A 23,122-nucleotide genomic window follows, 5' to 3' on the forward strand; every position below is an offset into this window, starting at 1 on the left:
CATCACACCATTTGATCGAGCATGGCCAGCACGGTCTGGACTGCCACCCACACCAATCCGCTCAAAAGCACCCAGGCTGAAATGCCAATCGCAATGCCCACCAGCACACATACGCCATCGCTTTCGATCAGACCCAATGCGATAAACAGAATGCCTAATGCGGGCAGCAAGTTCCCTAAGGGAATTGGCAACACCAGCAAAAACGCCAGCAGGACACAAAATGCACCCAGCCAGCGCTCAGCGCTGCCAAGTGTCAGGACAGAAATACGTGGGCGCATCAGCTTTTCAATACGCCTTAGCCAGGGAGCAACCTTATTGACCAATTTTTGGAAATCAACGGTGGCGATAGAGCTGTCGGCAATCCAGCGCGGCAAGTAGACGCGCTTGTGCCCTAGCGCCATTTGTACCGCGATAAACAGCATCGGCAAGCCGGTAATGGTCGATACACCTGGAATACCAATAATTGGCAACGAATTTGGCAAGGCGAAAATCAGTAGGATAAAACCAAAGGAGCGCTGCCCAAGGGATTCGGTAATGTCGCGCACCCGCACCCGCTCAGCGGTGAAGTTCGCGGCAAAAGCGATGAGTAACGCAGATAAACTGGCACTGGAGTGACGCAAAGCAGCTGGCCTTTGGTCGTGTTCAGACGATGGCATTGAGAAACCAGACGTTATAAAGATGGCGGGATTCTACTGTAGTCAGAGCGACAATGACCAGCTGAGGGGTTTGCCGTTGCGAAACTTTACGCATATGCAACGCAAAATCACCCACAACCGTATTGCAGGTATTAATCTAACCGCCTGTTTTTCTATCTTACGACCAAGGGATACAACTGTGCAGATTCGTTTTATCGATTCAATTCACCAGATTAGCGCTGCGCATTGGAATCAGCTTTGCCCACCCGACTACCCTTTTGTGCGTCATGAATTCCTTGCTGCACTGGAAGACAGCGGCTGCACCAGTGCCGCAACCGGCTGGCAAGCGCATCATGTGGTGATGCATGCTGATGGGCAATTGCTCGCTGCCATGCCCGGTTATATAAAAACCCATTCCTACGGCGAATATGTGTTTGATTGGAGCTGGGCGGATGCTTATCGCCGCTATGGCGTTGATTATTATCCAAAATGGATCAACGCCATTCCCTTTACTCCCTGCGTCGGCCCACGCTTGTTAAGCAAAGCCGATACACAGACAACAGAACTTATTAATGCTGCGGCACAAGCCTTAATAACAGAGTCTATTGAGAAGAATTTTTCCAGCTGGCACTGTTTATTTCCGGACAACGCAACCAGTACAAAACTGTGTGAGCAGGATATTCCCCAACGGTTAGGCTGCCAGTTTCATTGGTTTAATCGCGATTATAAAAGCTTTGAAGATTTTCTCGCGCAGATGAATTCGCGCAAACGCAAAAACATTATCAAGGAGCGGCGCCAGGTTATCGAGCAAGGATTTGTGTTTGAAGTAAAAAATGGAACTGATTTGACTGCACGAGACTGGGAAGTATTTTATGCACTTTATCGCAATACTTATTTAAAACGCAGCGGCCACAGCGGTTACTTGAGCGCTGATTTTTTTCAGCAGCTGGGTGCAACCATGAGTAACAACTTAGTGCTCATCAACGCTTTGCAGCCAACAGAAAATAGATCACACAGCATCATTGCAGCTGCGCTGTTTGTGCGTGATGGCACAACACTTTATGGGCGTTATTGGGGTTGTTTTGAAGAGTATCAATTCCTGCATTTTGAAACTTGTTACTACCAGGGAATTGATTATGCCATCGCTAATCAATTAACACGTTTTGACGGCGGTGCGCAGGGCGAGCATAAAATTGCCCGCGGTTTTGAACCGGTGCTGACCTATTCCAACCACTGGATTGGTTCATCCGATTTTCGCCCAGCGATTAAACAGTTTATTGCACAGGAGTCAGTTAGCATTCGTGCCTACGCCAATGAAGCGCGTACTTCACTGCCGTTCAAATAAATGTAAAACGACTGCAAAAATATTTCAGCCAAACAATTATGCATAAAAAAGCCGGGAAAAACCCGGCTTTTTTATGCTTGAGCTACAATCCTTTTAGGACGATAGCTGCCGTTTTTATTCCACTAGCAAACGTACATTATCGAACGAAACATCAATTGCACCCGATGGCTCCACCACAAAAATATTGGTAATCGCATTAAGTTTGGCGATACCAGGGCAGCAGGGAACCGAGTTGCCGTTATCGATCAAATCAGCGACACCGATAGTGTATTCTGTCCAAACGCCGTCGGCAGGTAATGGAATGCTCACATCACTCACATTTGGCCAACCGCTGTCCATTTTGATTAACAACTTAGTACCTTCGGCTTTGCTGTTGATTTTAAAGTCAAACTTCAGTTTGCCCTGAGCTCCCCATTTGCTCAAATTCACTGGATTAGTGATCACATTGAAAAACACATTACCATCAGTACCTGTTTTTACCACGTTAAATACATTACCACGCCCGGCTTCTGCTTTTTCGGACGAGGTAATATGACCCGCAGGGTTATAACTTTGTACTTGCAAGCCAGCAGCAATGTTGTCGTTGTACATGTTAAACAAGGGCAAGGGGGCAAACTCAGTCACACCGCCATCAGCTTCTTCACCTTCAATGCGAATATTGTCAAAAGACACATTCATTTCCGCCGAAGGATCAACCACAAAGCTATTTACTACTGATGCCAGTGTTGCTTGTCCACCGGCAAGTGAATTGCCATTGTCGAGCAAATCGGCGAGAGTGATGCGATATTCTTTCCACTCACCATCAGCAGCCAAGGGCACACTGACATCGCTCACATTCGGCCATCCACTATCAATTTTTACCAGTAATTTTGCACCTTCGGCTTTGCTGTTAACTTTTACATCAAACACTAATTCACTATCGGTTGCCCAGTTACGCATATCGGCGGGGTCACCTTTTATTTTGAAATAGGCATTACCGTTTGCGCCAGTTTTTACCACATTCCATACGTTGCCACGGCCAGCTTCCTCTAATTGGGAGTGACTGATTTTGCCGTCAGGATTGTAGGAATCAAATTGCAGCACACTCGCCAGGCTATTGTCGTACATTACAAAAAGTGGTGGTCCGGGTAATTCAACCTGACCAATGACCGGGCGCTGATGGCCAGCAACTAATTCTGCGTTTGCACCAATTGTTGCGCAACCTTTACCCGTTGTTGGTGAAGCGCTGCACTCATACACGCGCACATAATCCACTAACAATTTTTGCGGGAACACGGATTCATCGACGCCTTTATTGTTAACGTTGCCAGCCCAGTTTCCACCGACTGCGAGGTTCAACAACATATGGTATTTAGAGAAGCGATCAAAGGGAGCGCCCACAGGTGCATCTTTCAAAGTACCGTCTTGCATATATTGACTGTACCAGCCAGTGTCGCGCTGTGTAGCAAAATGTACGTCGTCAACATACCAACGAATTTCGCCCTCTTCCCACTCCACGGCATATTCATGGAAATCATCCGCAGGGTTGGCATTGTTGGGCAATTTATAATCTGCACCAGAGTTCACATTGCCTGGCCAGTTGCGGCCAAAATGTAACGTACCGTGAACAGCGGCTTCGGGTTCGCTGCCATTGGTCACTACTTTTAAATTCACCGCTTCCATAATGTCAATTTCACCGCTGGACGCCCAGGTTCCGTAAGGTGAATTGGTTGGCAGCATCCAAATCGCCGGCCAGGTGCCTTGTCCGAAGGGCAATTTTGCGCGAATTTCAAAGCGACCAAAGGTCCACTCCTTAATATTTTTAGTGCGCAGGCGTGCGGAAGTGTAAGGCAAGGTTTTAGTTGTTGGACTTTCACCTTCCGGCGAATCCGAACCGGTAAAATCTTCGCGCTGCGCCACAATGTTTAATGCACCGTCAGCAACAAATGCGTTGACCGGGCGATCGGTGTAACACTGTTGTTCATTGTTGCCGCCACCCCAGCAATTTTTTTCGAAATTCCATTTGCTGGTATCAATAGTTGCACCATCAAACTCATCGCTCCACACAAGTTTCCACTCGGGTGCGGATGAACTGGCGGCAGAGGACGATGCAGGCATCGAAGAAGCCGGGGTTGATGATGCGGGGGCTACGGAGGATGCCGCTGCACTGGATTTGTTATTGCTCGACCCGCCAGAGCCACCGCAGCCAATCAAACTGGCCAGTGCGATACCCAAGCAGACATTTGTTAATAATGGCTTAAAGTCTAACTCGTGATTTTTCATAATTACCTCTATTGTTATTGTGTAAAAAACCTGGATTTTGTTGCCGTATCGATAAAAAACCGGATACCTCCGGGTGAAACAGAAGATACAAAGAGCTGTAGTTTTTATTACGAACATCTGGTGCGATAGCTATCGCACCAGGGGTTTAACACATCACACATTATTCTGCGCAGGCAGGTGCCGTTGCATTTTTTTCGATGCGCACGTTGTAAATGGACACATCCAAGGTGCCCGCCGTGCTCAACATAAATGGCGCCAAAACCATATCCATCTTCACACGTTTTTTCGCGAAGCATTCCAGCGCAATACTGACGCTCGTCCATTCTCCGACTGCAGCAGCGTTCAATTGTTCAGTCACCGGAATTTCACCAACACAATCACTGCCACAATACATACCCAGGTTCACTGCAGTGCCCGGTTTTGCATTCACTTTCACATCAAATACCAGTGCGCCCTTGCTCTGCGCATAAGCAGAAAAATCAGTGCGGGTAGTGGAGCCAAGCGATACGGTTGCTTTGGCAGTGCCGTTGAATTGCAAACGGCGGCTGTCTTCCTGTACTTGCTTGTCTTCCGATGAAACAACGACTGCACCCAACTCACCGCGGCTGGTGGTCACCGGCAACATATTGTTCATATGATCGAGCAATACCAGCGTCCAGGGATTCATCACGCGCTGATTAAAAATCGACGCTGTGTCCGGCGCATTGGCAGCAACAACCTGTGCAGCGGTTTCGTCCAGCAAACCGGTTTCGATTTTGTCGCTGTAAGTCAAACCAAAGTCGTAGGCAAATTGCGGTTTGTAATCGGCATCACCGACATTCAATGGCGATTGCGCAGGCGATGCTGGCCAGGAGAAAGGCAATTTGCCTTTTACATCAAAGTTTATTGAACCATCAGCTTTGGTCAGCACCACGTCAGCGATACCAACACCTTCTGATCCCGGCAACCAAACCACCGCAAATGCATCAGACGCATTGATAAAATTGTTGGCCCAGAGCGGACGACCAGTGATGAACAGTGAAACCACTTTAATGCCATCGGCTTTTAATTTTTTTAGCAGTGCAAGGCTGGCTTCATTTTTATAAATCAACGCACCTACATCGCCTTGCATTTCCGCGTAAGGGTCTTCACCAAATACCACGAAGGCAACATCGGGTTTTTCGCTGTAGCTGCCATCAACACTTAGCACTGCTGAACCTCCAGCGGCTTTTGCTGCATCGGCAATACCTTGATAAATAGACGTGCCGCCGGGGAAATCGGCATTCACATTACCAGTGCCCTGCCAGGTAATACTCCAACCGCCGGATTGTTTACCGATATTGTCAGCGCCATCTCCCGCCACCAAAATTTTACTGCTCGCTTTTGCCGGCAATGTCTGCGCGTTGTTTTTCAGCAACACAACCGATTCGCGTACCGCTTGACGCGCAACCGCGCGATGCTCTGGCGAACCAATTACTTCGCGCTTACCGGCAAGCTCACGTGTTGATGGCGCACCTTTTTCAAATAAACCCGCACGCAATTTCACGCGCAAAATACGTGACACAGCATCGTCCAGACGCGCCTGCGAAATTTCGCCACTTTTTACTTGCGCCAGCGTGTTGTGATACAGCTCTTTCCAGTTCGCATCCGGCGCCATAAAAATATCCAGCCCGGCATTGATCGCTTGCGGGCAGCTTACTGGCGTACAACCGGAGACAAATGCATGGCCATTCCAATCGCCTACTACTAAACCATCAAAACCCATTTGGTTTTTTAGTTGGTCGGTAAGTAAATATTTGTTGCCGTGCATTTTCACATCTTGCCAACTGCTGAACGATGCCATCACCGTTTGTGCGCCCGCCGCCAATGCAGTTTCATAACCGGCATTGTGAATTTTTACTAATTCTTCTTCGCTGATCTTGGCGTCTCCACGATCCTGACCACCTTCAGTACCGCCGTCAGCAAGAAAGTGTTTTGCAGTGGCGATCACATGGCGCTCACTCAACAAATCCGCACCGGCAACACCTTGCAAACCTTCCACCATTTTTCCGCCGTAGGATTTTACGACCGCAGGATCTTCGGAATAGGATTCATAGGTGCGGCCCCAGCGATCATCGCGCACTACTGCCAGTGTTGGCGCAAAACTCCAGTCGATTCCCGTCACTGCAATTTCTGCCGCCGTCGCGGCACCGATTTGTTTGATCAATTCAGGATTGCGCGTTGCACCCAGAGCGATGTTATGCGGGAACAGGGTTGCACCGATAATATTGTTGTGGCCGTGCACTGCATCGGTTCCCCACATCACTGGCACTGGTACACGGCCACCTTCAGTGCTCATGGATGCGTTATAAAATGCATCGGCCAAGGCAATCCAATCTTCCACTTTGGCGTGTTTGTTCTCTCCCGGAAACGACCCGCCGCCATTCAAAATGGAACCCAGTGAATATTCAGTCACATCAGCAGGCGTTACCAAACGTAACTCGGGCTGAATCAATTGCCCTACTTTTTGTTCAAGGCTGAGCTTGCCTAACAGCTCGGTAATTTTTGCCTCTATTGCCGGATCTTTTTTAACCGCACTTTGCACACGAGGCCAAAGCGATTGTTCAGTCGCCATTGCTGGTGTGACCACAGTATCAGCAACCGTTGCCTCGTTAGATTTTTGATCGCAACCGCTCAATGCGGCTAGCACCACTAAACTGCAGGCCGCAAAAGTACCCGGCTTATAAAAATCAGGCATAAATTACCTCGCCAAAAAAATGTTGTTGTAAGCATATTGTTGTTGTCTGAGCCAGTAGCAGAGGTTGATTGAAAAACAATAATGAACCCTGAAGTAAAAAAGCCCCCGCTTTCTACTGAGAGGAAGAACGCGGAGGCTAAACAAGGAGAATTAACAAAAATAGCTAGGGTTGGCATTGTCTACCTAACTAAACTTGCTAACACCCATGGGGACCTGACATCACCCAGGGGTTCATCTGCTAATGAGAAAAAACACACCAGCAACAACTCTCATGCGGCTCAACCACGGGCACTGCACAAGATTTTGTGAATACATAGTGGCACCAGATGACAAAGACTGTCGTCCCACTTTTGCTCGCAGCTCAACATGGGGCGCATCACTTTTACACATGCGCTTATCGCTGCTCGCGTTCGTTTAAAAACCATCGCAAACATCCAGTCGAACGCCTATCAAAAAATACCATCTTCAACCTATTAAACATGCGATCAAACACCGTCTCCATTCTGTGTAGCAACCCAGTTTTAATATCTGCCCAAAGTGGGACAACTTACGCATTTTGTTTTTGATAGAGTTCGGCCGAAGGATATGAAGCACCTATTTAGATCCAACTCAATATGCATTGCTAAGGAGATAACGGCATATGCCACAAGCGCTGAAAATGACCTTAATTGCTATTGCATCTGCCATCGCAGGTGCGGCTCTGGTAAACCAGTACAACAATAATTATTGCCAAGTTGATATTCCATCCCAGCAGAAGGCCACGCTGACAGATGAAAAAATTGCACAACTCCAGCAAGAGAACATGCAGTTAAGCGCTCAGCTTAAGCAGCAGAACTCTCGCACATCAGCACCCACCAATCCCATTGCAGACACAGCGCGGCATCAACAGCGGGCAAATAGCAGTCAATCTTTGCCAGAAAACAGCAAAGTAGACGAATACGTGCTGCGCAAATCAGAACGTTTCAGCAAATGGCTGGAAGACACCCTTAAAGAAAATGGCAATGTTGATTTGAATAAAGAAATGCAGCGCCGTTTTGACGCAGAAGCAATCGATCCCGTTTGGGCAGCAGCGGAAGAACAGGAATATTTTTCGTTATTTAGCCAAAACCCGGAATTGTCTGGTTTGGCACTGCGCGAAACACAATGCCGCACGCAACAGTGTGTAATCACCGTCAGCGTTACTGACCTTGATCAAGCTAATCAACTGGCTGAAAAAATGGCGTCGGTACTGCGCCAAAAAAATAAATATCCAATGATTATTGCAGCCACCGACGAGCAACAGGGCATCACCAAACTCTATATAGGGAAAGATGAAACCAGTTTTGATTTTAATTGAATCCATCGGAACCAATTAAGATCAAAAAATTAGACAGGATTTCTAATTCGCTGAAATATCAGCAGTGATGCTAACAGCCGTCACCGTGAACACAAGGCAGGAGCCCAGTGCGAATTCACTTGGACAATAACCTTAAAATTAATAGGAGTTTTTATGAGATTTTCAAACATAATCGCAAGTCTTGGCTTTGCCATTCTCAGTAGCGTGGCAGTTAGTGCAAGCGCACAAACTACCACTGTACCTTCAGGCTGTAGCTGGACACTCGTCAGTCAACAATCCGGTCCTAGTAGCGCTATTATCACCATGGCTTGTAAATTAAATGGTGTTTCACTCGCAACACGCGAGCAACGCTATAGTGCCTATTCCCCTGCCACCTGTAGCATTCAATGGGTTGCATCGGGCTATACCTGGAGCGGCTCGTGCGACAGCGCCCAAATTCTTAAAGTGGTACCTGTATCACCAACCAGTTGCAACACTGGTGCAAGCACCATTTATCAGCCCGGCCCAGGAACTCCAGCGTTCAACGTTGCTGCATTCTGTGGTACAGGTTGCCCTTACAGCGTACAACCTCAAGCAAACTATTCTTTTCCGCCGTTAAAATATACCTGCCTCTAATACGCTCTTGTTAACGCACGATTGAAACAGGTAAATCCGGGTGGTGAATAATCACCCGGATTATCACTGGCAACTCATGGCGCCAATGCTTTGCAATAATGATCAATGAATTGCTGGTGACTGGGAAAACGTGCCAAATATTGGTCGTGTTCCTTTTCGATACTCTTCAGTAAGCGCACCAATTCATCATCGGATAATTTATCCACCACCGGATGGTAGCTACGCGGTGTTATTCCCTGCCCCAACATCACCTGCTGCCAAGAACCTTCGTGGAATAATTCATCCTGCTCTTTAAATACGCTGGTGGTATTTTTGTAGACCTGGACTTTGCGCGCGAGCGTATCCGGAATAGACATAGTGCGGCAGTAATTCCAGAAGGGACTGTCGGTGCGCTGGGTGACGTGGTAATGCAAAATAATAAAATCGCGGATGCGCTCGTATTCAAATTGCGATTGACGGTTGTACTCCTCCACTTCTGATTGGTTGATATCGTCGCCGGGAAACATTCTAATCAGGCGCACAATACCCGTTTGGATAAGATGTAAGCTGGTAGATTCCAGCGGCTCTAAAAAACCACTCGACAGGCCTATTGCAATACAGTTTTTATTCCACTGTTTTATGGCGCGGCCGGTTCTGAATTTAATCAAGCGCGGCTCAGTCCTTGTTGCACCGTCCAGATTTCCCAACAATAATTTTTTTGCATCTTCATCGTTAAGATACCGGCTGCAATATACCAACCCATTGCCTACGCGATGCTGTAACGGAATACGCCACTGCCAACCACTTTGATGGGCAATTGAACGCGTATAAGGAATTGGCTCACTAACTGATTCGGTTTGCACAGCAACGGCTCTATCGCAAGGGAGCCAATGCGACCAGTCTTCAAAACCGGTATGCAAGGTGTGTTCAATCAGCAGCGCACGGAACCCGGAGCAATCAACAAAAATATCGCCTTCAATTGTTTGACCCGAGTTTAAGGTGACTGACTGGATAAAGCCGTTGTCGGTATGGGTTTGTACTGTGTCGATCAAACCTTCAATGCGCACAACACCGCGCACTTCGCTGTATTTACGCAAATAGGCAGCGTAGAGCCCAGCATCAAAATGATAGGCGTAGTCCACACCGGAATTAGGATCTATAAAAAATTTATCGCTATTGGCAGTGCGAATATTGAGGGAATAATCAAAATAACTTTTTGCCACCCCCATGCGGTTGGCTTTAAGCCAAAAATGTTGGAAGTTGGCCATCCACGAATCTTTGCCTACCAAACCAAAGGGATGCATATAGACATCGCCTTGTGCGCCCCAGTTTTCAAATTGAATTCCCAATTTGAACGTGCCTTGGGTATTGCGCATAAATTCAGCTTCATCTATGCCTAACAATTTGTTAAAGGATTTTACCGCCGGGATAGTGGCTTCACCGACACCCACAGTGCCAATAGCATCCGATTCGATCAGGATAATTTTTTTGGTGGTGCCAAAGGCATTCGATAAAGCCGCAGCAGCCATCCAACCTGCCGATCCGCCGCCGACAATGATGATTCTTTGATTATTTTTCATGGAATTGCCCGGAGTAAAAAACAGTATTAGTAAAAATGCTGTTAACGATTCAAACGATTGAGTAGTTGCGAGCGCAAGCGGCGCGCAGCCATTTCATCCATGTCACCCAATATGCCCAGTTTTTCTTGCGGAATATGTTCAAACTTTTCGGGGCTGGAATTGAAAATGTAATGATCAAACATATTTTTCCAATGCTGACGCTCATCTTCCGGCAGGGTACGGATATTCATCAATGCATGGGTGAAAGCATCCTGCGGTGAACCCACGTAAGAGGGAAAGGCTGTCCACCAATAATTCACCATTAGATTAAAGGGCATCAACCCTTCTACGTGGTGCCACCACATGCTGGGAATATAAATGGCATCACCTGCATCCAGTTCCGCGATTTGTGCGTGCGCCAAGGCTTCACGATAGCGTGGATATTTTTCAAAATCCGGATTGTGTAAATCCACCATGCTGATGGCGGGGCCGGCAGGATTAAAATCCAGCGGGCCGATATACAGATTGTTTAATTGATTGGGAGGAAAGAGTACAAAGCGGCGTTTGCCAATGACCACGCAGGCAATATTGTCGGGAATATCATGGTGCGCTGACACTATGGTTTTATTGCCCATCCACAAACTGACACGCGGGATAAATTGCCCGAGTTGTAAATCATTGTGCGCGCGAAAACCGGGCGCACACATATCAACAGGCGCTGAGTCGACATAATAGGCGCGCTCTGAACCGCTAGCGTGCAAATTCTTAATATTGTTATAGGCATTGGTTAAGGACGAACGCGCACGTTCGTAGGCAAAACCACTGAAATCCTGATTGTAAAAAATAGCACCTTTATTATCGCTATCCCCAATCGCGGTATTGACCAATTCGCCATTATAAAATTGGCATAGATAGTTGTAACCCGCCTCAGCTGACTGCCCTGCCGCTTTCACAATTGGCCAATCTTTTACCAAACCTTTTAATACCAGCGGCACGGGCGATTCCAAAACCGCTTGGGGAATTGCGTCAGGTGCAATACCGTTGAACGTTTTGATCGGCTGCATGTTATCCAACATAGAAACCTTCTCTCAGTATCAATCTCTGCTTCAATTGCACTGGTTTTCAAGTGTGAAGCGTTCAATTTCTTAAATTTTATTTTTTAACAAGGCGTTTTTCTTATTGATCAGTTTTTTAATATTGGCCAATGAGGCGATGGACATATAAATCAATTCCAGAAAATTCTGGCTGTGCAAACGCGCTAATTGTTCAGCGTTTAAATCGCGTAGCACTTTTTCATTGATCGTATAGAAGCCACCCATTTCGATTTGCTGGCCATTATCCAAAGTAATTTTTAATACAAAGGGTTCAAGCAAATCTTCCGCCTGCAAAATATCGGTGAAGCGCTTGCATACATTCACCCCATTAATTAACTCTGCAAGGATGCTGTTGATGTTATCCAGATAAGGAGAATTGCCACCATGTTCCAGGAACACCGGGTTGCCTTCAGTAAAACTGACTCGCGGGTGATCCATGTCGACATGCACCACAGGTTCACGCTGGCCGGTTTCAGTATCCTGAGTATAGCCAATCGCAAACGGAATTCGCGCAACCGACAGGGGAATATAAATATCCTCTCTGCGCTGATCGCTGACATACAGATTTTCATCAGGTGCGAAACCAAACAAAGCAACCACTTCAAATTGGTTATCGCTTTTCGTCCGACGAAAAAAAATCGGGTAGCAAGCTGCTGCCTGGCGAAATTCCCAGGGAATAATTGCAGCGTAACCAACGTTGTCACCACCGCGGCTAGTGTGCCCCTGAATAATTTTTAAATCCTTATGGGTGACATTACTGAGCAATTCATTCTTGGCCACACACAGCTCCCGGAAACTAATTGATAAAACGATGAAATTAAAAAAAGAAAAAGCCGCCAGGATATCAGCGGCTTTTCCTTGTCTTACATAACAACCTGAACGTTATTAGAAGCTGTAACGAACACCCATGTTGTAACGCGCACCATACTGGTAGGCCGATTTAAACTGGTTTTCGTAACGGGCGTACACGCGCTGGGAAGCATCGTTGAGATTGATACCTTCAACAAACACGGTCAGACCTTCAGCAAATGGCAGCTCATAGCTAACTGTCATGTCAATTTGACCATATTCTTCAACGTAGTAAGGTGCATTACCTTCGCCAACGCCTTGCAAGTATGTGTCACGCCAGTTATACGCAATACGCACTTGCAAACCATTCTTGTCGTAGAAACCGATCAAGTTGGCTGAGTCACTCATACCTGGCAGAACGAACTGGAAGTCAGTTGATGCGTTATCAACTTCCAGATCGCCATCAACGAGCGTGGCGTTCGCTTGAACACCAAAACCTGATTCACCAAACATATGTTGTACAGCAAATTCCCAACCGTACAGCTGTGCTTGTTCCTGATTGACTGGCTGCGATACGTTAAATAAGGCCAGTGGATCTGCGTCGTTTTGTACGACAGCGTCAGTTGGTGCCAAGCCAGTGTTAATACGGATTTGATTGAGCACGTTGGTTGCGTCGTTCGCATCCTTACCCGCTGCTTTCAGATCAGCAATTGCTTGCGCAGTGCGAGGACCTTGTGAAGGATCTCTCAGGTTGCCCACTTCACGCGCAACGATCTCGTTCACAATGAAGTCATCTACCTGCTTAACAAACAAACCAGCTGATACATAGCTTGCTTCGTTGTAATACCACTCGGATGACAAGTCGAAGTTGTTAGATGAATAGGGCTGCAAATCCGGGTTGCCTGCAGTACCAGTTCTTTCACCCGGCTTCGGACGCGAGGTAACGTCAAAGGTGCCAATCATAGCGCCCAACGACGGACGGGTAACCGATTTGCTATAGCTGAGACGACCTTTAACGTCATCAGTAATATCCAAGCCAACATCCATACTTGGCAACCAGATATCGTAGTCACCTTTTTCAGCGGTGTAGCTGCTGGTAGCGGCGCGGTTAAGGCTCCACTCAGTTGAACTTACCCATACCAGTTGAGTTGGGTCTCTTTGGAAGCTGTTGGATTCAACATCAGTTGACTCATAACGCAAACCAGTAGTGATTTGCATTGGCATACCGGCCAAGTCGCCTTGGTTGTTAAATTCAACATAAGCACTGGTTGTGTCTTCGGTGACTTTATGGTCGTTGACAGGGTTACCGTTAAGATCTGGACGCATTACACAAGGCTTACACGCCGTTGGACCTGAACCCCATGCCCAATCTACTGGATCTTTCCATTTGCCATTTTCCAATACACCCACGTTGGTTTCGAAATCCCATGAATGATAGAAAGGCACGTTTGAGCCACCACCAGAGAATGACGGGGTCAAACCATTGAGTTTCTCTTGCTTGAATACTTCATCCGGGAACAAGTTAGCGTTGCCACCATACCAACCAGCCGGCAATTGGCCAGTACTGTAACTGCGCCAGCGGTTGGCAATTTCAGATTGACCCACACCAAAATCGATTGAGGTAATACCTGAATCAGCATTGGTGTCAAAAGTTCCGTTGATTTGGAACTGGGTCACTTCAGATTTGTTGAGCGCCAGGTTAGCTTCACCAAAGAGTGAGTCATAAGACGCAGCTGTCGGGAAACCATCTACGATGCCAGGACCATTAGGCTTGAAGGTGACATGCATATAAGGAATATCTGCACCAGCAGTTGCATCGTAGGTCTTTTTATCGATAGAGGCAGCTGCCAGAATCAAGAAGGCATTTTGACCACGGCCAACACCACCGTTTTCATTGGTAGAGTTGTGCGCGTCAAACTCCAGGGTCAGGTTGTCATTCGCTTCCCACTCTGCGTTAAAGCCCACTGAGTTATTTTCAGTTTCGGAAGTATTCAAGCGGATATTGGAAGCAAAGTCGTCGCCAGCAGCGGTCAAACGGGTGATGGTACCGTTCTTATCGATAACCACCTCACGCGCATCGCTACCCGAGTCGTTGTACCAAATACCTACACCGGTATTCAATGCAGTCAGGTCTACTTTGGCATAGGTGTAATCCAGAGTGGTTTTGATGGTGTCGGTTGGGGCGTATTGCAATACCAACTGGCCATTGGTTCTCTCGCGATGGAAATCCTCAATGCCATAACCAAAGTTTCTTGGGTAGTAGATGTTGCCGTTTTTGTCGGCACGGTTATCTTCCAGCACAGTCAAGTTAGCGCCGGCCGCAGTTTCGAAGTCGATGTTATTGCGCCAGTTAGCAATATCCGCATTCACTGCGCGGTTGTCACGCTCTTGGTAGGAGCCGGAGATTGCGATGCCAATAGTATCGTCCGCGAAGGTATTACTGAAAATACCGGATACTTCCGGAGTCAGGTCTTCACCCACTTCGTTAGTGGTATCCATTACTGCCTTGGCACCCACAGAAGCCTTCAAGCCTGGGTTATCCAGCGGACGGGCAGTCTTAATATTGACCAGTGAGCCGATACCACCGCTTGCACGGGTTGCGCTGAAGGTTTTGTACACTTCCACGCCGCTTACAGTTTCTGCTGCAAGGTCAGAAAACTCAAAACTACGGCTGGAACCGTTGGTGGGCATCTGGCGATTATTTAAGGTCACCAAGTTGAAGTCTGGACCAAAGCCACGCACAGTGATTTGGCTACCTTCGTTGTTATTACGACTGATAGATACACCCGAAATACGCTGTAAAGATTCTGCCAGGTTGGTATCAGGGAACTTGCCGATATCTTCTGCAGAGATGGCATCAACTACACCTTTGGCTTCGCGCTTGGTGTCCATCGCGCGCTGCAAGCTACCTTTAATACCGGTAACCAGAACTTCTTCCACGTTATCGTCTTGTGCGAGCGCAATACCACTTACGCCAATCATGGCGGATGCAATGGCGGTTGCGATCAATTTTCTCTTAAAGCCAGTTGATTGTGTCATTGTTAGTGTCTTACTCATGGAGTTCTCCATTTATTTATTGGTATGGACTTATTTGTCGGCCCGGAGCATGTAGGCGGTTCTCTCACAAATCCCCCTCTGCCGGATCACAACTGCTTTTCTAGCCACTCCATAATCACAACTGACGCCTAAGGTGTCGTCCCACCTTGAAAAATACGCCAACCTGAGGCATATCACTTTTTGCGACCCTGGGTGGGAAGACTTAATATTGTTATTTTTCAATAACTTAATTAATTTTTACGCATTACCAGGGGTGTGTAAATTCTACACAACATAAAAAGTGGTACGCATAAAAAACCCCTGACAGAGTTGGCTCTGGCAGGGGTCAGGTTTATCCCACTGGTTGTTTTAAGCGATAGTTACAACTTGGTAATCCGGAACCAGTTCAAATTCCACCCTGACTGCTGCGCAAAGATGCCAAAGCTGTGGGTGCCCGCATTCAAGGTCACCGTTTGGCTTACAGTCGTCCAGTTTTGCCAGCCACCAGTCGCCGGGATTGTCACATTGCCCAGCTGGATAGCACCTGCATTCAGGTCAGATGACAGCAATGAACCTGAAGGGCTGGCGACGCGGTATTCGATGCGATAGCTGCCGGTGGTCGGGATGGTGATATTGGCGTAGGCCATCCAATCACCTGCATCTATGTAAGACACGTTTTGACCGCCGTTAGTATCGGTGGTGGCTTCCGTCTGTACGCCGCTCATCGCCGTAAATGCTTCCGCCTGAACAAGCTGGCTGAACGCTGGAGCCGAGCTGGCTACAGAGCTACGACTACTGGAAGCGGGAGTGCTGCTAGCGGGAGTGCTTGAGGTGCCGCCGGAGCAGCAACCGAATTGCACCCATGCGGTATCAATTGCACCTGCGCCCTGGGCGATGGTGAAGAAGTAGCGCACGGTCGCACCTGCCGGAATGTTGGTCAGGGTATAGGTGTTGTTATTGCTCGCATTGGTCATGCGAATGTTTTGCTGCGCACCACCGTTGATGGTGTAGTGAATATCCGCCCAAGCCGCATTGTTCGCATGGAAACGCACGCTGTTGCCGGTCAGTACAGTGTGACCGTAAGGCGTAGCCGCGACTGAACTGGCAACAGAGCTTGGTGCCACTGACGATCTTGAGGATGGCGCAACACTGCTCGGAGGCACCGAACTTGGCGCTGAGCTGCTCGTACCACCACAACCAGCACCGCTGGATACTACCGATTGACCAGTGCGCTTCAAGGCATAGCCTTTTGCGGGAACCGAGAAGCTGGTGCCATCGGAGTAAGCCACATTGATAGCTGCGCAACCGAAGTTGTAGGCGATATAGGTCAAGATGCCGTTCTTGTTGAATGCTACCGCCGCCGGGTGGTTAGCAGTCAGCGCACCGGTACCGGTCGCCAGATGACCCAGTTGTTTGTAGGTGTACACCCAGTGATAGGTGTGCGCTTTGGTCTCGCCTTCTTCCGGGATCAGATTGTTCAGGCCGTAGGCCAACATATCGTCCACCGCCGCCTGGCCGTTGGTCATGGACCAGATATTCCACCAGACATCGCGCCATTGGCCGTTGGGCAGGCCGGACGGTTTGCCGTTGGAAGACTCGCTCAAGCCCAGGGTCACATAGTTATTCAGGTAGCCTGGGTGTTGGCCGATATGCAGTACCAGCGGGCTGAGTGGCAGGCCTTGAATACCGAGGATGTGCGCGTAGGCACCGCTGAACCAGGTAGAGAACACATGGCCGTTGCCCCAGATAATTGAGGTAGTCGGCTTGGTATAAGTCGAGGTGAAGTTGTCGTAATCACCACCCAGACCTTTGTAGCGGTCGATATTGTTCCAGTATTCCCAGTAGGCCGCAGTCGATGAGGCATGCAAGTACATACCGCGCTCGGTGATGGCGTTGTTGCCGGTGATCATGCCGTACAGGACGATAGCGCCGTAAGCGTTAGCGGCTTCTGAAGTCGATTCGTTGTTGTTACCCAGGGCGAAGTTGGCGTGGCCAGATGCCCAGGAGAAACCGTAGGCTGGGTCAAAGTTGCGCAGGTAGGGGAACATGGCATCGTCGCGGCCAGCGGCATAATCGCGGATCAGCAACTCGACCATGGGGCCGTATTGGGTAGATCCACACCAGGCAGCATCGATACGGCAGATTTCCGCAGCGGCACGCACAAAGTAACCATAGTGGAAGTGGTGATCGTTCAGCTGTTGTTGCGCGCCGAAGGATTCATCAAACCCAAGCAAGGTGTTCCAGTTACTTTCGTAGGCGAAGTATTTGGTGGTATCCAGGGCGCCGGTAGTATTGGCGCGGAACCAATCCTGCAACTCAGCCTTGAGCCAGACGATCATCTGGTTGGCTTCGGTGGTCATGCCGATGGAACGGGCAATCGCTGCCAGTTCAGCAACTTTGCCGTAGTTTTTACCGGCCCAGTAGGTGTCGGTCGCGGTGTTCCACTTGGATGTACCCTGATTAACAAATTCGGTCACCAGCGCGCGCAATTGGGTCGCGTTGTAATCGCCAATGTTTTCCGGGAAGTAAGGCAACACCCCCACATAAGGGATGGTGTAACTAAAGTTGCTGGTCGCCGCAAACTTGGTCACACCGCGCGCAGAGCGCACTTTGTAACTGGTGACGCCTTGCGTAGAGTTTTTCCAGTGCAAGGGCAAGAGGCCCGCCATAGTCGTCACATTGGCACCGTTGAATTGGTACTGGTGGCTGACGGTCACTTTGTTGGCCGCGCGATCAACGGTGTAGTTGATATTTACCTTGTCCACACGCTGCGCAGCATACTGGGCAAAGGCAGAGATCATTGCTGCGTCCGGAGTACCGGCCAGCTGTGGCAACCAGGCCACCGTCATGCGCTTGGTGCTGTTGTTAACACCGATGCTGTTGGTGTTCACACCGCTATAGGTGGTGGCATCGTGGCCGACAATCAGGAAGGCATTGCGGTTGCCCGCCACATCAGTCCAAATCCCCAGGTTGTTGCCACTTTGGTGGAACACACCCTTCTCGCCGCCATCAGCCGACTTGGTGCGAATAACCAGATTGCCCTGTAGGGCAGTGAAGTACACGTAGGGGGAGCCGTGCACGAAAGTCGCTTCCATTACGGCGGTAGCGCCGCTTTTCCATTGCACAGTGACCGAACCATCGCTGTAATCTTTCAGGAAGGCTTCCAGATTGGAATAGGCCGAGTTGCCAACCGCGATACCGTCAAATACTTCGCTGAACGGATCGGGAATTGAGTAGAGGGTATCGTTGGTACCGGTGCGCAGGCCACCGGGAATCCCCAGGATACGCACACCGCGCTCGGTAATCCGCGCGGTGATGGGATCGGGGGTGATATAGCCAGAATCAGTTGAAGCACCGACCTTCATCTCACCCATAAACGGGATTGAACCCCACCAGCGGTGAGTCATGGTGGGCTTGGTGCTCGCGGGTGCGACTTCTTGCGGATACAGTTGGGTAGGCGCACCTATGGGATTACAACTGCTGACACCGGGCTTGACCACACCGGCATTGTGGATCCAGTTACCGTAATCGACGGTACATTTCCAGCCCGCGGTGTTAATGGTATCGCTGATATTACCGGCGCCATAATTGAGGATTGCAGATTGGCTCGCATGGGCAAAACCCAGCGCGCCCAGCAGAAGCAGGACTCGTTTGAATCGTTTCATATTAGTGACCCAATAATTGTTATTGATTATTTGAACCGGGAGCACAAGCGTCTCTGGTGGATTACTACGTCACTGTTATTGTTGTTAGATTCCTGTTGTCGGATTGCCCTGAGACTGGGGGGAAACTGTGCTCCAGTGTGGTTATCGTCTACCTGAAATTAAGTCCGGTCGTCCCATGTTGGCGCTAAAATGCAAACTGGGCCTGTTTCACTTTACGTTTTTGTGAAGAGGGAATGTTTGGTGACAGCTAATGCCAGCACATATTTCGGCTGCTATTCTTTAAGCGACTAGGCTTAGATCAGCCAGTTCATCCCCGGACCCCCATTTATGCCACCCAGTAATACGTTAATACGTTATCACCATCCAGAATTACCAATACCGGCCGCTTTGATGCTTCTGGCAGGCTTGGTGCTAACCTCTGGCAGCTACGCCCAACCCGCCAGCTCCATCGATGATTACCTGAATATGGACCTGAGCGAGTTGATGCAAACCCGCATTACCGGCAGCCATATATCTGCTGCCAACGCCTCACCCACCGGCCCTATTACCCTGATTGACCGGGATACCATTGTCCGCACCGGCGCCACTTCACTGGAAGCACTGCTGCAACGCCTACCCCTATCGGCAGGTTATGCCGGCAACCAGAGCAACGCCTACTGGGCAGTCAATGGCAATGGCAGTACCCATGTCAATCTGCGCGGGTTAGGCATCAACCGCACCCTGGTCTTGCTTGATGGCCACCGTCTGGCCAATGGCGGCACCGGCGCCAACGCGGCGGTTGACCTGAATGCAATCCCTTTGGCACTGGTTGAGCGGATTGAAATTTTCCGCGATGGCGCCTCGGCAATTTACGGTGCCGACGCGGTCGCCGGGGTGGTTAATATCATCACCCGCACCGGGCTTGCAGGTGGTGAGGCCAGTGTCCGCTATGGTGAAACCAGCCAGCAGGATGGCGCCGAGCAAGCGGCGCAAATAAGTTGGGGCACGCGCGGCGAACAGGGTTCGCTGCTGCTGAATCTCAGCCACTTTGAGAGCGACGCCGTAAACATGGCAGATCGCGCGCCCTGCGGCTTGGGTGAAGTCGCCGGCGAATTAACCTGCGTGGACAGCGGCAATACCATCGGCGGACGCGCCCGGCTCGCCAATGGCCAGCGCGTCAACTTCAACCAGACCGCGGGTGGCGACGGCGACTTTTACGAGCCCTACTCCGCCAGCAAACACAACTTCAATGCCAACTCCTATCTCAATGCCGTCAATCCGATTGCGCGCTTCAGTCTAAGTGGAAAAGGCGAATACCGGTTCGATGAGCAAACGCGGCTCACCTCCACACTTATCTACACCAAACGCGAATCAGAACAACTGGCCTCGCCCGGCACCCTGGGTACCAATCGCCCGATTTCACTGGCTACTGATCACCCCACCAACCCGACCGGGCAGGCGCTGGTACTGGAGCGGAGGCGCCTATTAGAGGCGGGTACGCGGGATTTTTATCAGGATGTGAATTACTACTACGGGCTAATTGGGCTGGAGGGCGCCTTCAACGATCTCTGGCACTGGCAGACCGCCATCAACTGGAGCCGCAATACCGGCACCGATGGCTGGACCAATGTCGCCAACCTCGATCGAGTCGAGCAATCGCTCGATACCAGTATCTGTAGCAATGCCCCCGGAGCCAGTATTCCCTGTGGTGACTACCTGGGCTATGGCGACCTGAGCCAGGAGCTGCTCGACTTCCTGATGCTCGATACCACCGACCATGGCGGCAATGAACAACAGAGCCTGAGTGCCAACCTGAACGGGGAACTGATGCAAGTCCCCGCTGGTGCACTGATGCTGGCGACCGGACTGGAGCTGCGGCGCGACAAGGCCTGGCGTACACCCGATCCACTCAACCGTGCCGGTATCGCCAACAACAATCCCCAAGAGCCGGTCAAGGGGCAGCTAGAGGCGATCGAAGGATTTATTGAAGCCCAGGTTCCGCTTGTAAACAGATTGCCGGGTATTGAGTCATTGGAACTGAGCACCGCTGTGCGCTATTCCGATTACGACCAGTTCGGCAATACCACCAACTACAAGTTGGGGCTCAATTGGCAACTAACCCCCAGTCTGCAAGTGCGCACCAACCTTGCAAGTGCCTTTCGCACACCCAATATCCCCGAACTGTTTTCCGGCACCCAAGTACTCTTTCAAATCACCCGCGACCCCTGCAGCAACTGGAGCAGCTTGCCCAGCAGCTCACCTGTCTACCAGAACTGTCTGGCCGATGGTGTGCCCGCCAATTTCCAGCAGCTAACCACCAGCATACCCACCATACTCGGCGGCAACGCGGACCTTAAACCGGAAGAGGCGCAAACCCGCACTCTGGGAATCCAGTGGCAACCGGCCTTCGCTGTGCCACTCACCCTCAGTCTGGACTACTTCAACATCAGTATCGACGAGGCCATTGTCACTATCGATGGCAATACCCGTCTCGCCGCCTGTTATAACTCCACTTTATTGTCCCTGCCGTTCTGCGGCGATCGGCACTTCACCCGCAATCCCAACTCCGGCGACGTCAACTTTCTCTCGACCCGTTTGATGAATGCTGCCCAAGAGGAACAAGAGGGCATCGATATTGGCGTATTTAGCGAATTTGCAGTGGGTAGCTGGCAGGCACGCCTGGATTGGGAGAGCAGCTATTTGCGCAGTTATGAAATCCAGCTCTACCAACAAGCGCCCAAAACCGAGTATGCGGGTAAGGTCACCAGCGGTCGCGGCAGCTATTTGCAGTGGCGCTCACTCGCTCGACTCACCCTGGAGCGCGGCGATTGGTCAGGCGCCTACAGCGTGCAATATCTGGATAGCGGCAAGCAGTTGGGCGCCCCGCCCGAAGCCATAGGCGCACGCCAGGAAAGCATTACCTACCATCATGTACAACTGCAATATCAGGCCAGCCAGGCGTTGCAGCTCGCCCTCGGCATCGACAACCTGTTCGACCAGCGCGCCCCTTACGTGGCCAGTTGGCTGGATGTGAATACCGATACCATGACCTATGATGTGGCCGGGCGCCGTGGGTATATCACTGCCCGACTAACCTGGTAGCGCCAGCTTATGAAGCCACCACTAAAGAGCGACTTATCGTGAAATACGTCCTGCTCCTATCTATCTTGCTGATGGCGCTGCCCACACTGGCCGCGCCCTCATCGACTACAGCAAAAGCGCCCCCGGAAGATGCCACCACAACGCCGAATCCGATGGTAGTGCGTTACTACGACCGCGGCGCCAAAGATGCGCGCCACGCCTACAAATTTGAATTGATTGCCAAAATCCTGGATGTGACCCGCGCTGAATTTGGCGAGTACCAACTCGTCCCCTTTGGTGAGGAGCCCAGTGCCAAACGCCAGGCATTGCTAATCAGCGAGGGCAAAATCCTCAACCTGCTCTGGGCGTCACCGGGCACAGTGATCGCGCGCGCCGATGTGATTACTGTACCGGTCGATATACTGCGCGGCCTGCTCGGCTATCGCGTGTGCCTGATCAATCCCGCCAACTTTCCCGCTAGCGATAAATTACACTCGCTCAACCAATTGCAAATCGCCCAAGGGCTCAACTGGGCCGATGTAGAAATTTACAAACACAATGGCATCCACCCTAAACAGGCGCCCACCTTTGAAGCACTGTTTGAAATGCTTGCCGCCAAACGTTTTGAATGCTTACCACTGGGGGCTGACGAGGTGATGTACACCTGGCGCGACCAGAAAGCCAAGTTCCCGTTTTTAGCGGTAGAACCACATGTGTTGATCTACTACGACTATCCAATTTATTTGCACATCAGCAAACAATTTCCAGAGTTGGCGCAGCGGGTGAAATTGGGTTTGCAAAAACTGCAGCGCAGCGGTGAGTTTGATCGGTTATTCAAACAGCATCACGCCGCTGATATAGCGCAGTTGCATCTCAACCAACGCAAAATATTTTGTTTGAAATCGCCCTACTTACCTGAACAGGGTCAATGCGAAAAACCCCTGAACTTTCCAAAATAATGCAGTTGCCCAGATGCCGTGCCCACATAAAAAAACTGCCCAATCTTTGCAGATTGGGCAGAAGCGATGCGC

At 49.9% G+C, this 23,122-nt stretch carries 13 protein-coding genes; 5 read left to right on the forward strand and 8 right to left on the reverse strand.

The genetic code is table 11. The annotated features are described in order from the left end of the window. Window positions 1-2 precede the first annotated feature (2 nt). A complete protein-coding gene (locus tag J2X05_RS02455) occupies window positions 3-656 on the reverse strand; it encodes an exopolysaccharide biosynthesis protein (RefSeq protein ID WP_310068181.1) in 654 nt (217 codons plus the stop codon). Between the two features lie 178 nt (window positions 657-834). On the opposite strand from J2X05_RS02455, the gene J2X05_RS02460 reads away from it, so the two are divergent. Next, complete coding sequence (locus J2X05_RS02460; protein WP_310068184.1) at window positions 835-1,980, forward strand: GNAT family N-acetyltransferase; 1,146 nt, start codon at window positions 835-837, stop codon at window positions 1,978-1,980. 114 nt (window positions 1,981-2,094) lie between these two features. On the opposite strand, the gene J2X05_RS02465 is transcribed toward J2X05_RS02460, so the two are convergent. Then, entirely contained in the window at window positions 2,095-4,242 is a 2,148-nt protein-coding gene (locus J2X05_RS02465) for a family 16 glycosylhydrolase (protein WP_310068186.1), read from the reverse strand. A 160-nt stretch (window positions 4,243-4,402) separates the two neighbouring features. Beyond that, window positions 4,403-6,958, reverse strand: coding sequence for a glycoside hydrolase family 3 protein (locus J2X05_RS02470; protein ID WP_310068188.1), 2,556 nt, complete (start codon window positions 6,956-6,958; stop codon window positions 4,403-4,405). 658 nt (window positions 6,959-7,616) lie between these two features. On the opposite strand from J2X05_RS02470, the gene J2X05_RS02475 reads away from it, so the two are divergent. Both J2X05_RS02475 and J2X05_RS02480 read left to right on the forward strand, forming a co-directional pair. Continuing rightward, window positions 7,617-8,294, forward strand: a complete 678-nt coding sequence (locus tag J2X05_RS02475) for a hypothetical protein (RefSeq protein ID WP_310068189.1) — start codon at window positions 7,617-7,619, stop codon at window positions 8,292-8,294. A gap of 153 nt (window positions 8,295-8,447) precedes the next feature. Beyond that, window positions 8,448-8,909 (forward strand): hypothetical protein, encoded by a 462-nt coding sequence (locus tag J2X05_RS02480; protein WP_310068190.1) that lies wholly within the window; start codon window positions 8,448-8,450, stop codon window positions 8,907-8,909. 74 nt (window positions 8,910-8,983) lie between these two features. Here J2X05_RS02480 and J2X05_RS02485 read toward each other — a convergent pair whose 3' ends face one another. The 5 genes from J2X05_RS02485 to J2X05_RS02505 all read right to left on the reverse strand — a co-directional run bounded on the left by J2X05_RS02485 (window position 8,984) and on the right by J2X05_RS02505 (window position 19,031). Continuing rightward, window positions 8,984-10,468 (reverse strand): tryptophan halogenase family protein, encoded by a 1,485-nt coding sequence (locus J2X05_RS02485; RefSeq protein WP_310068193.1) that lies wholly within the window; start codon window positions 10,466-10,468, stop codon window positions 8,984-8,986. Between the two features lie 41 nt (window positions 10,469-10,509). Beyond that, window positions 10,510-11,523 carry a cupin-like domain-containing protein gene (locus J2X05_RS02490; protein WP_310068195.1) on the reverse strand — a complete coding sequence of 338 codons (1,014 nt, stop codon included), beginning with the start codon at window positions 11,521-11,523 and terminating at the stop codon, window positions 10,510-10,512. A gap of 69 nt (window positions 11,524-11,592) precedes the next feature. Then, complete coding sequence (locus tag J2X05_RS02495) at window positions 11,593-12,321, reverse strand: SapC family protein (protein ID WP_310068198.1); 729 nt, start codon at window positions 12,319-12,321, stop codon at window positions 11,593-11,595. 105 nt (window positions 12,322-12,426) lie between these two features. Further along, the gene (locus J2X05_RS02500) at window positions 12,427-15,387 is read right to left on the reverse strand and encodes a TonB-dependent receptor (RefSeq protein WP_310068201.1); all 2,961 of its coding nucleotides are present in this window, start codon (window positions 15,385-15,387) and stop codon (window positions 12,427-12,429) included. Between the two features lie 359 nt (window positions 15,388-15,746). Beyond that, window positions 15,747-19,031, reverse strand: a complete 3,285-nt coding sequence (locus J2X05_RS02505; RefSeq protein WP_310068204.1) for a glycosyl hydrolase — start codon at window positions 19,029-19,031, stop codon at window positions 15,747-15,749. 327 nt (window positions 19,032-19,358) lie between these two features. Here J2X05_RS02505 and J2X05_RS02510 point away from each other — a divergent pair, with 327 nt between their 5' ends. Together J2X05_RS02510 and J2X05_RS02515 are read left to right on the forward strand one after the other, a co-directional pair. Further along, entirely contained in the window at window positions 19,359-22,112 is a 2,754-nt protein-coding gene (locus J2X05_RS02510) for a TonB-dependent receptor (RefSeq protein WP_310068207.1), read from the forward strand. A gap of 38 nt (window positions 22,113-22,150) precedes the next feature. After that, window positions 22,151-23,050 carry a transporter substrate-binding domain-containing protein gene (locus J2X05_RS02515; protein ID WP_310068210.1) on the forward strand — a complete coding sequence of 300 codons (900 nt, stop codon included), beginning with the start codon at window positions 22,151-22,153 and terminating at the stop codon, window positions 23,048-23,050. Window positions 23,051-23,122: the final 72 nt, after the last annotated feature.

The organism is Cellvibrio fibrivorans, from assembly GCF_031457055.1.
Classification (GTDB): Bacteria; Pseudomonadota; Gammaproteobacteria; order Pseudomonadales; family Cellvibrionaceae; genus Cellvibrio; species Cellvibrio fibrivorans.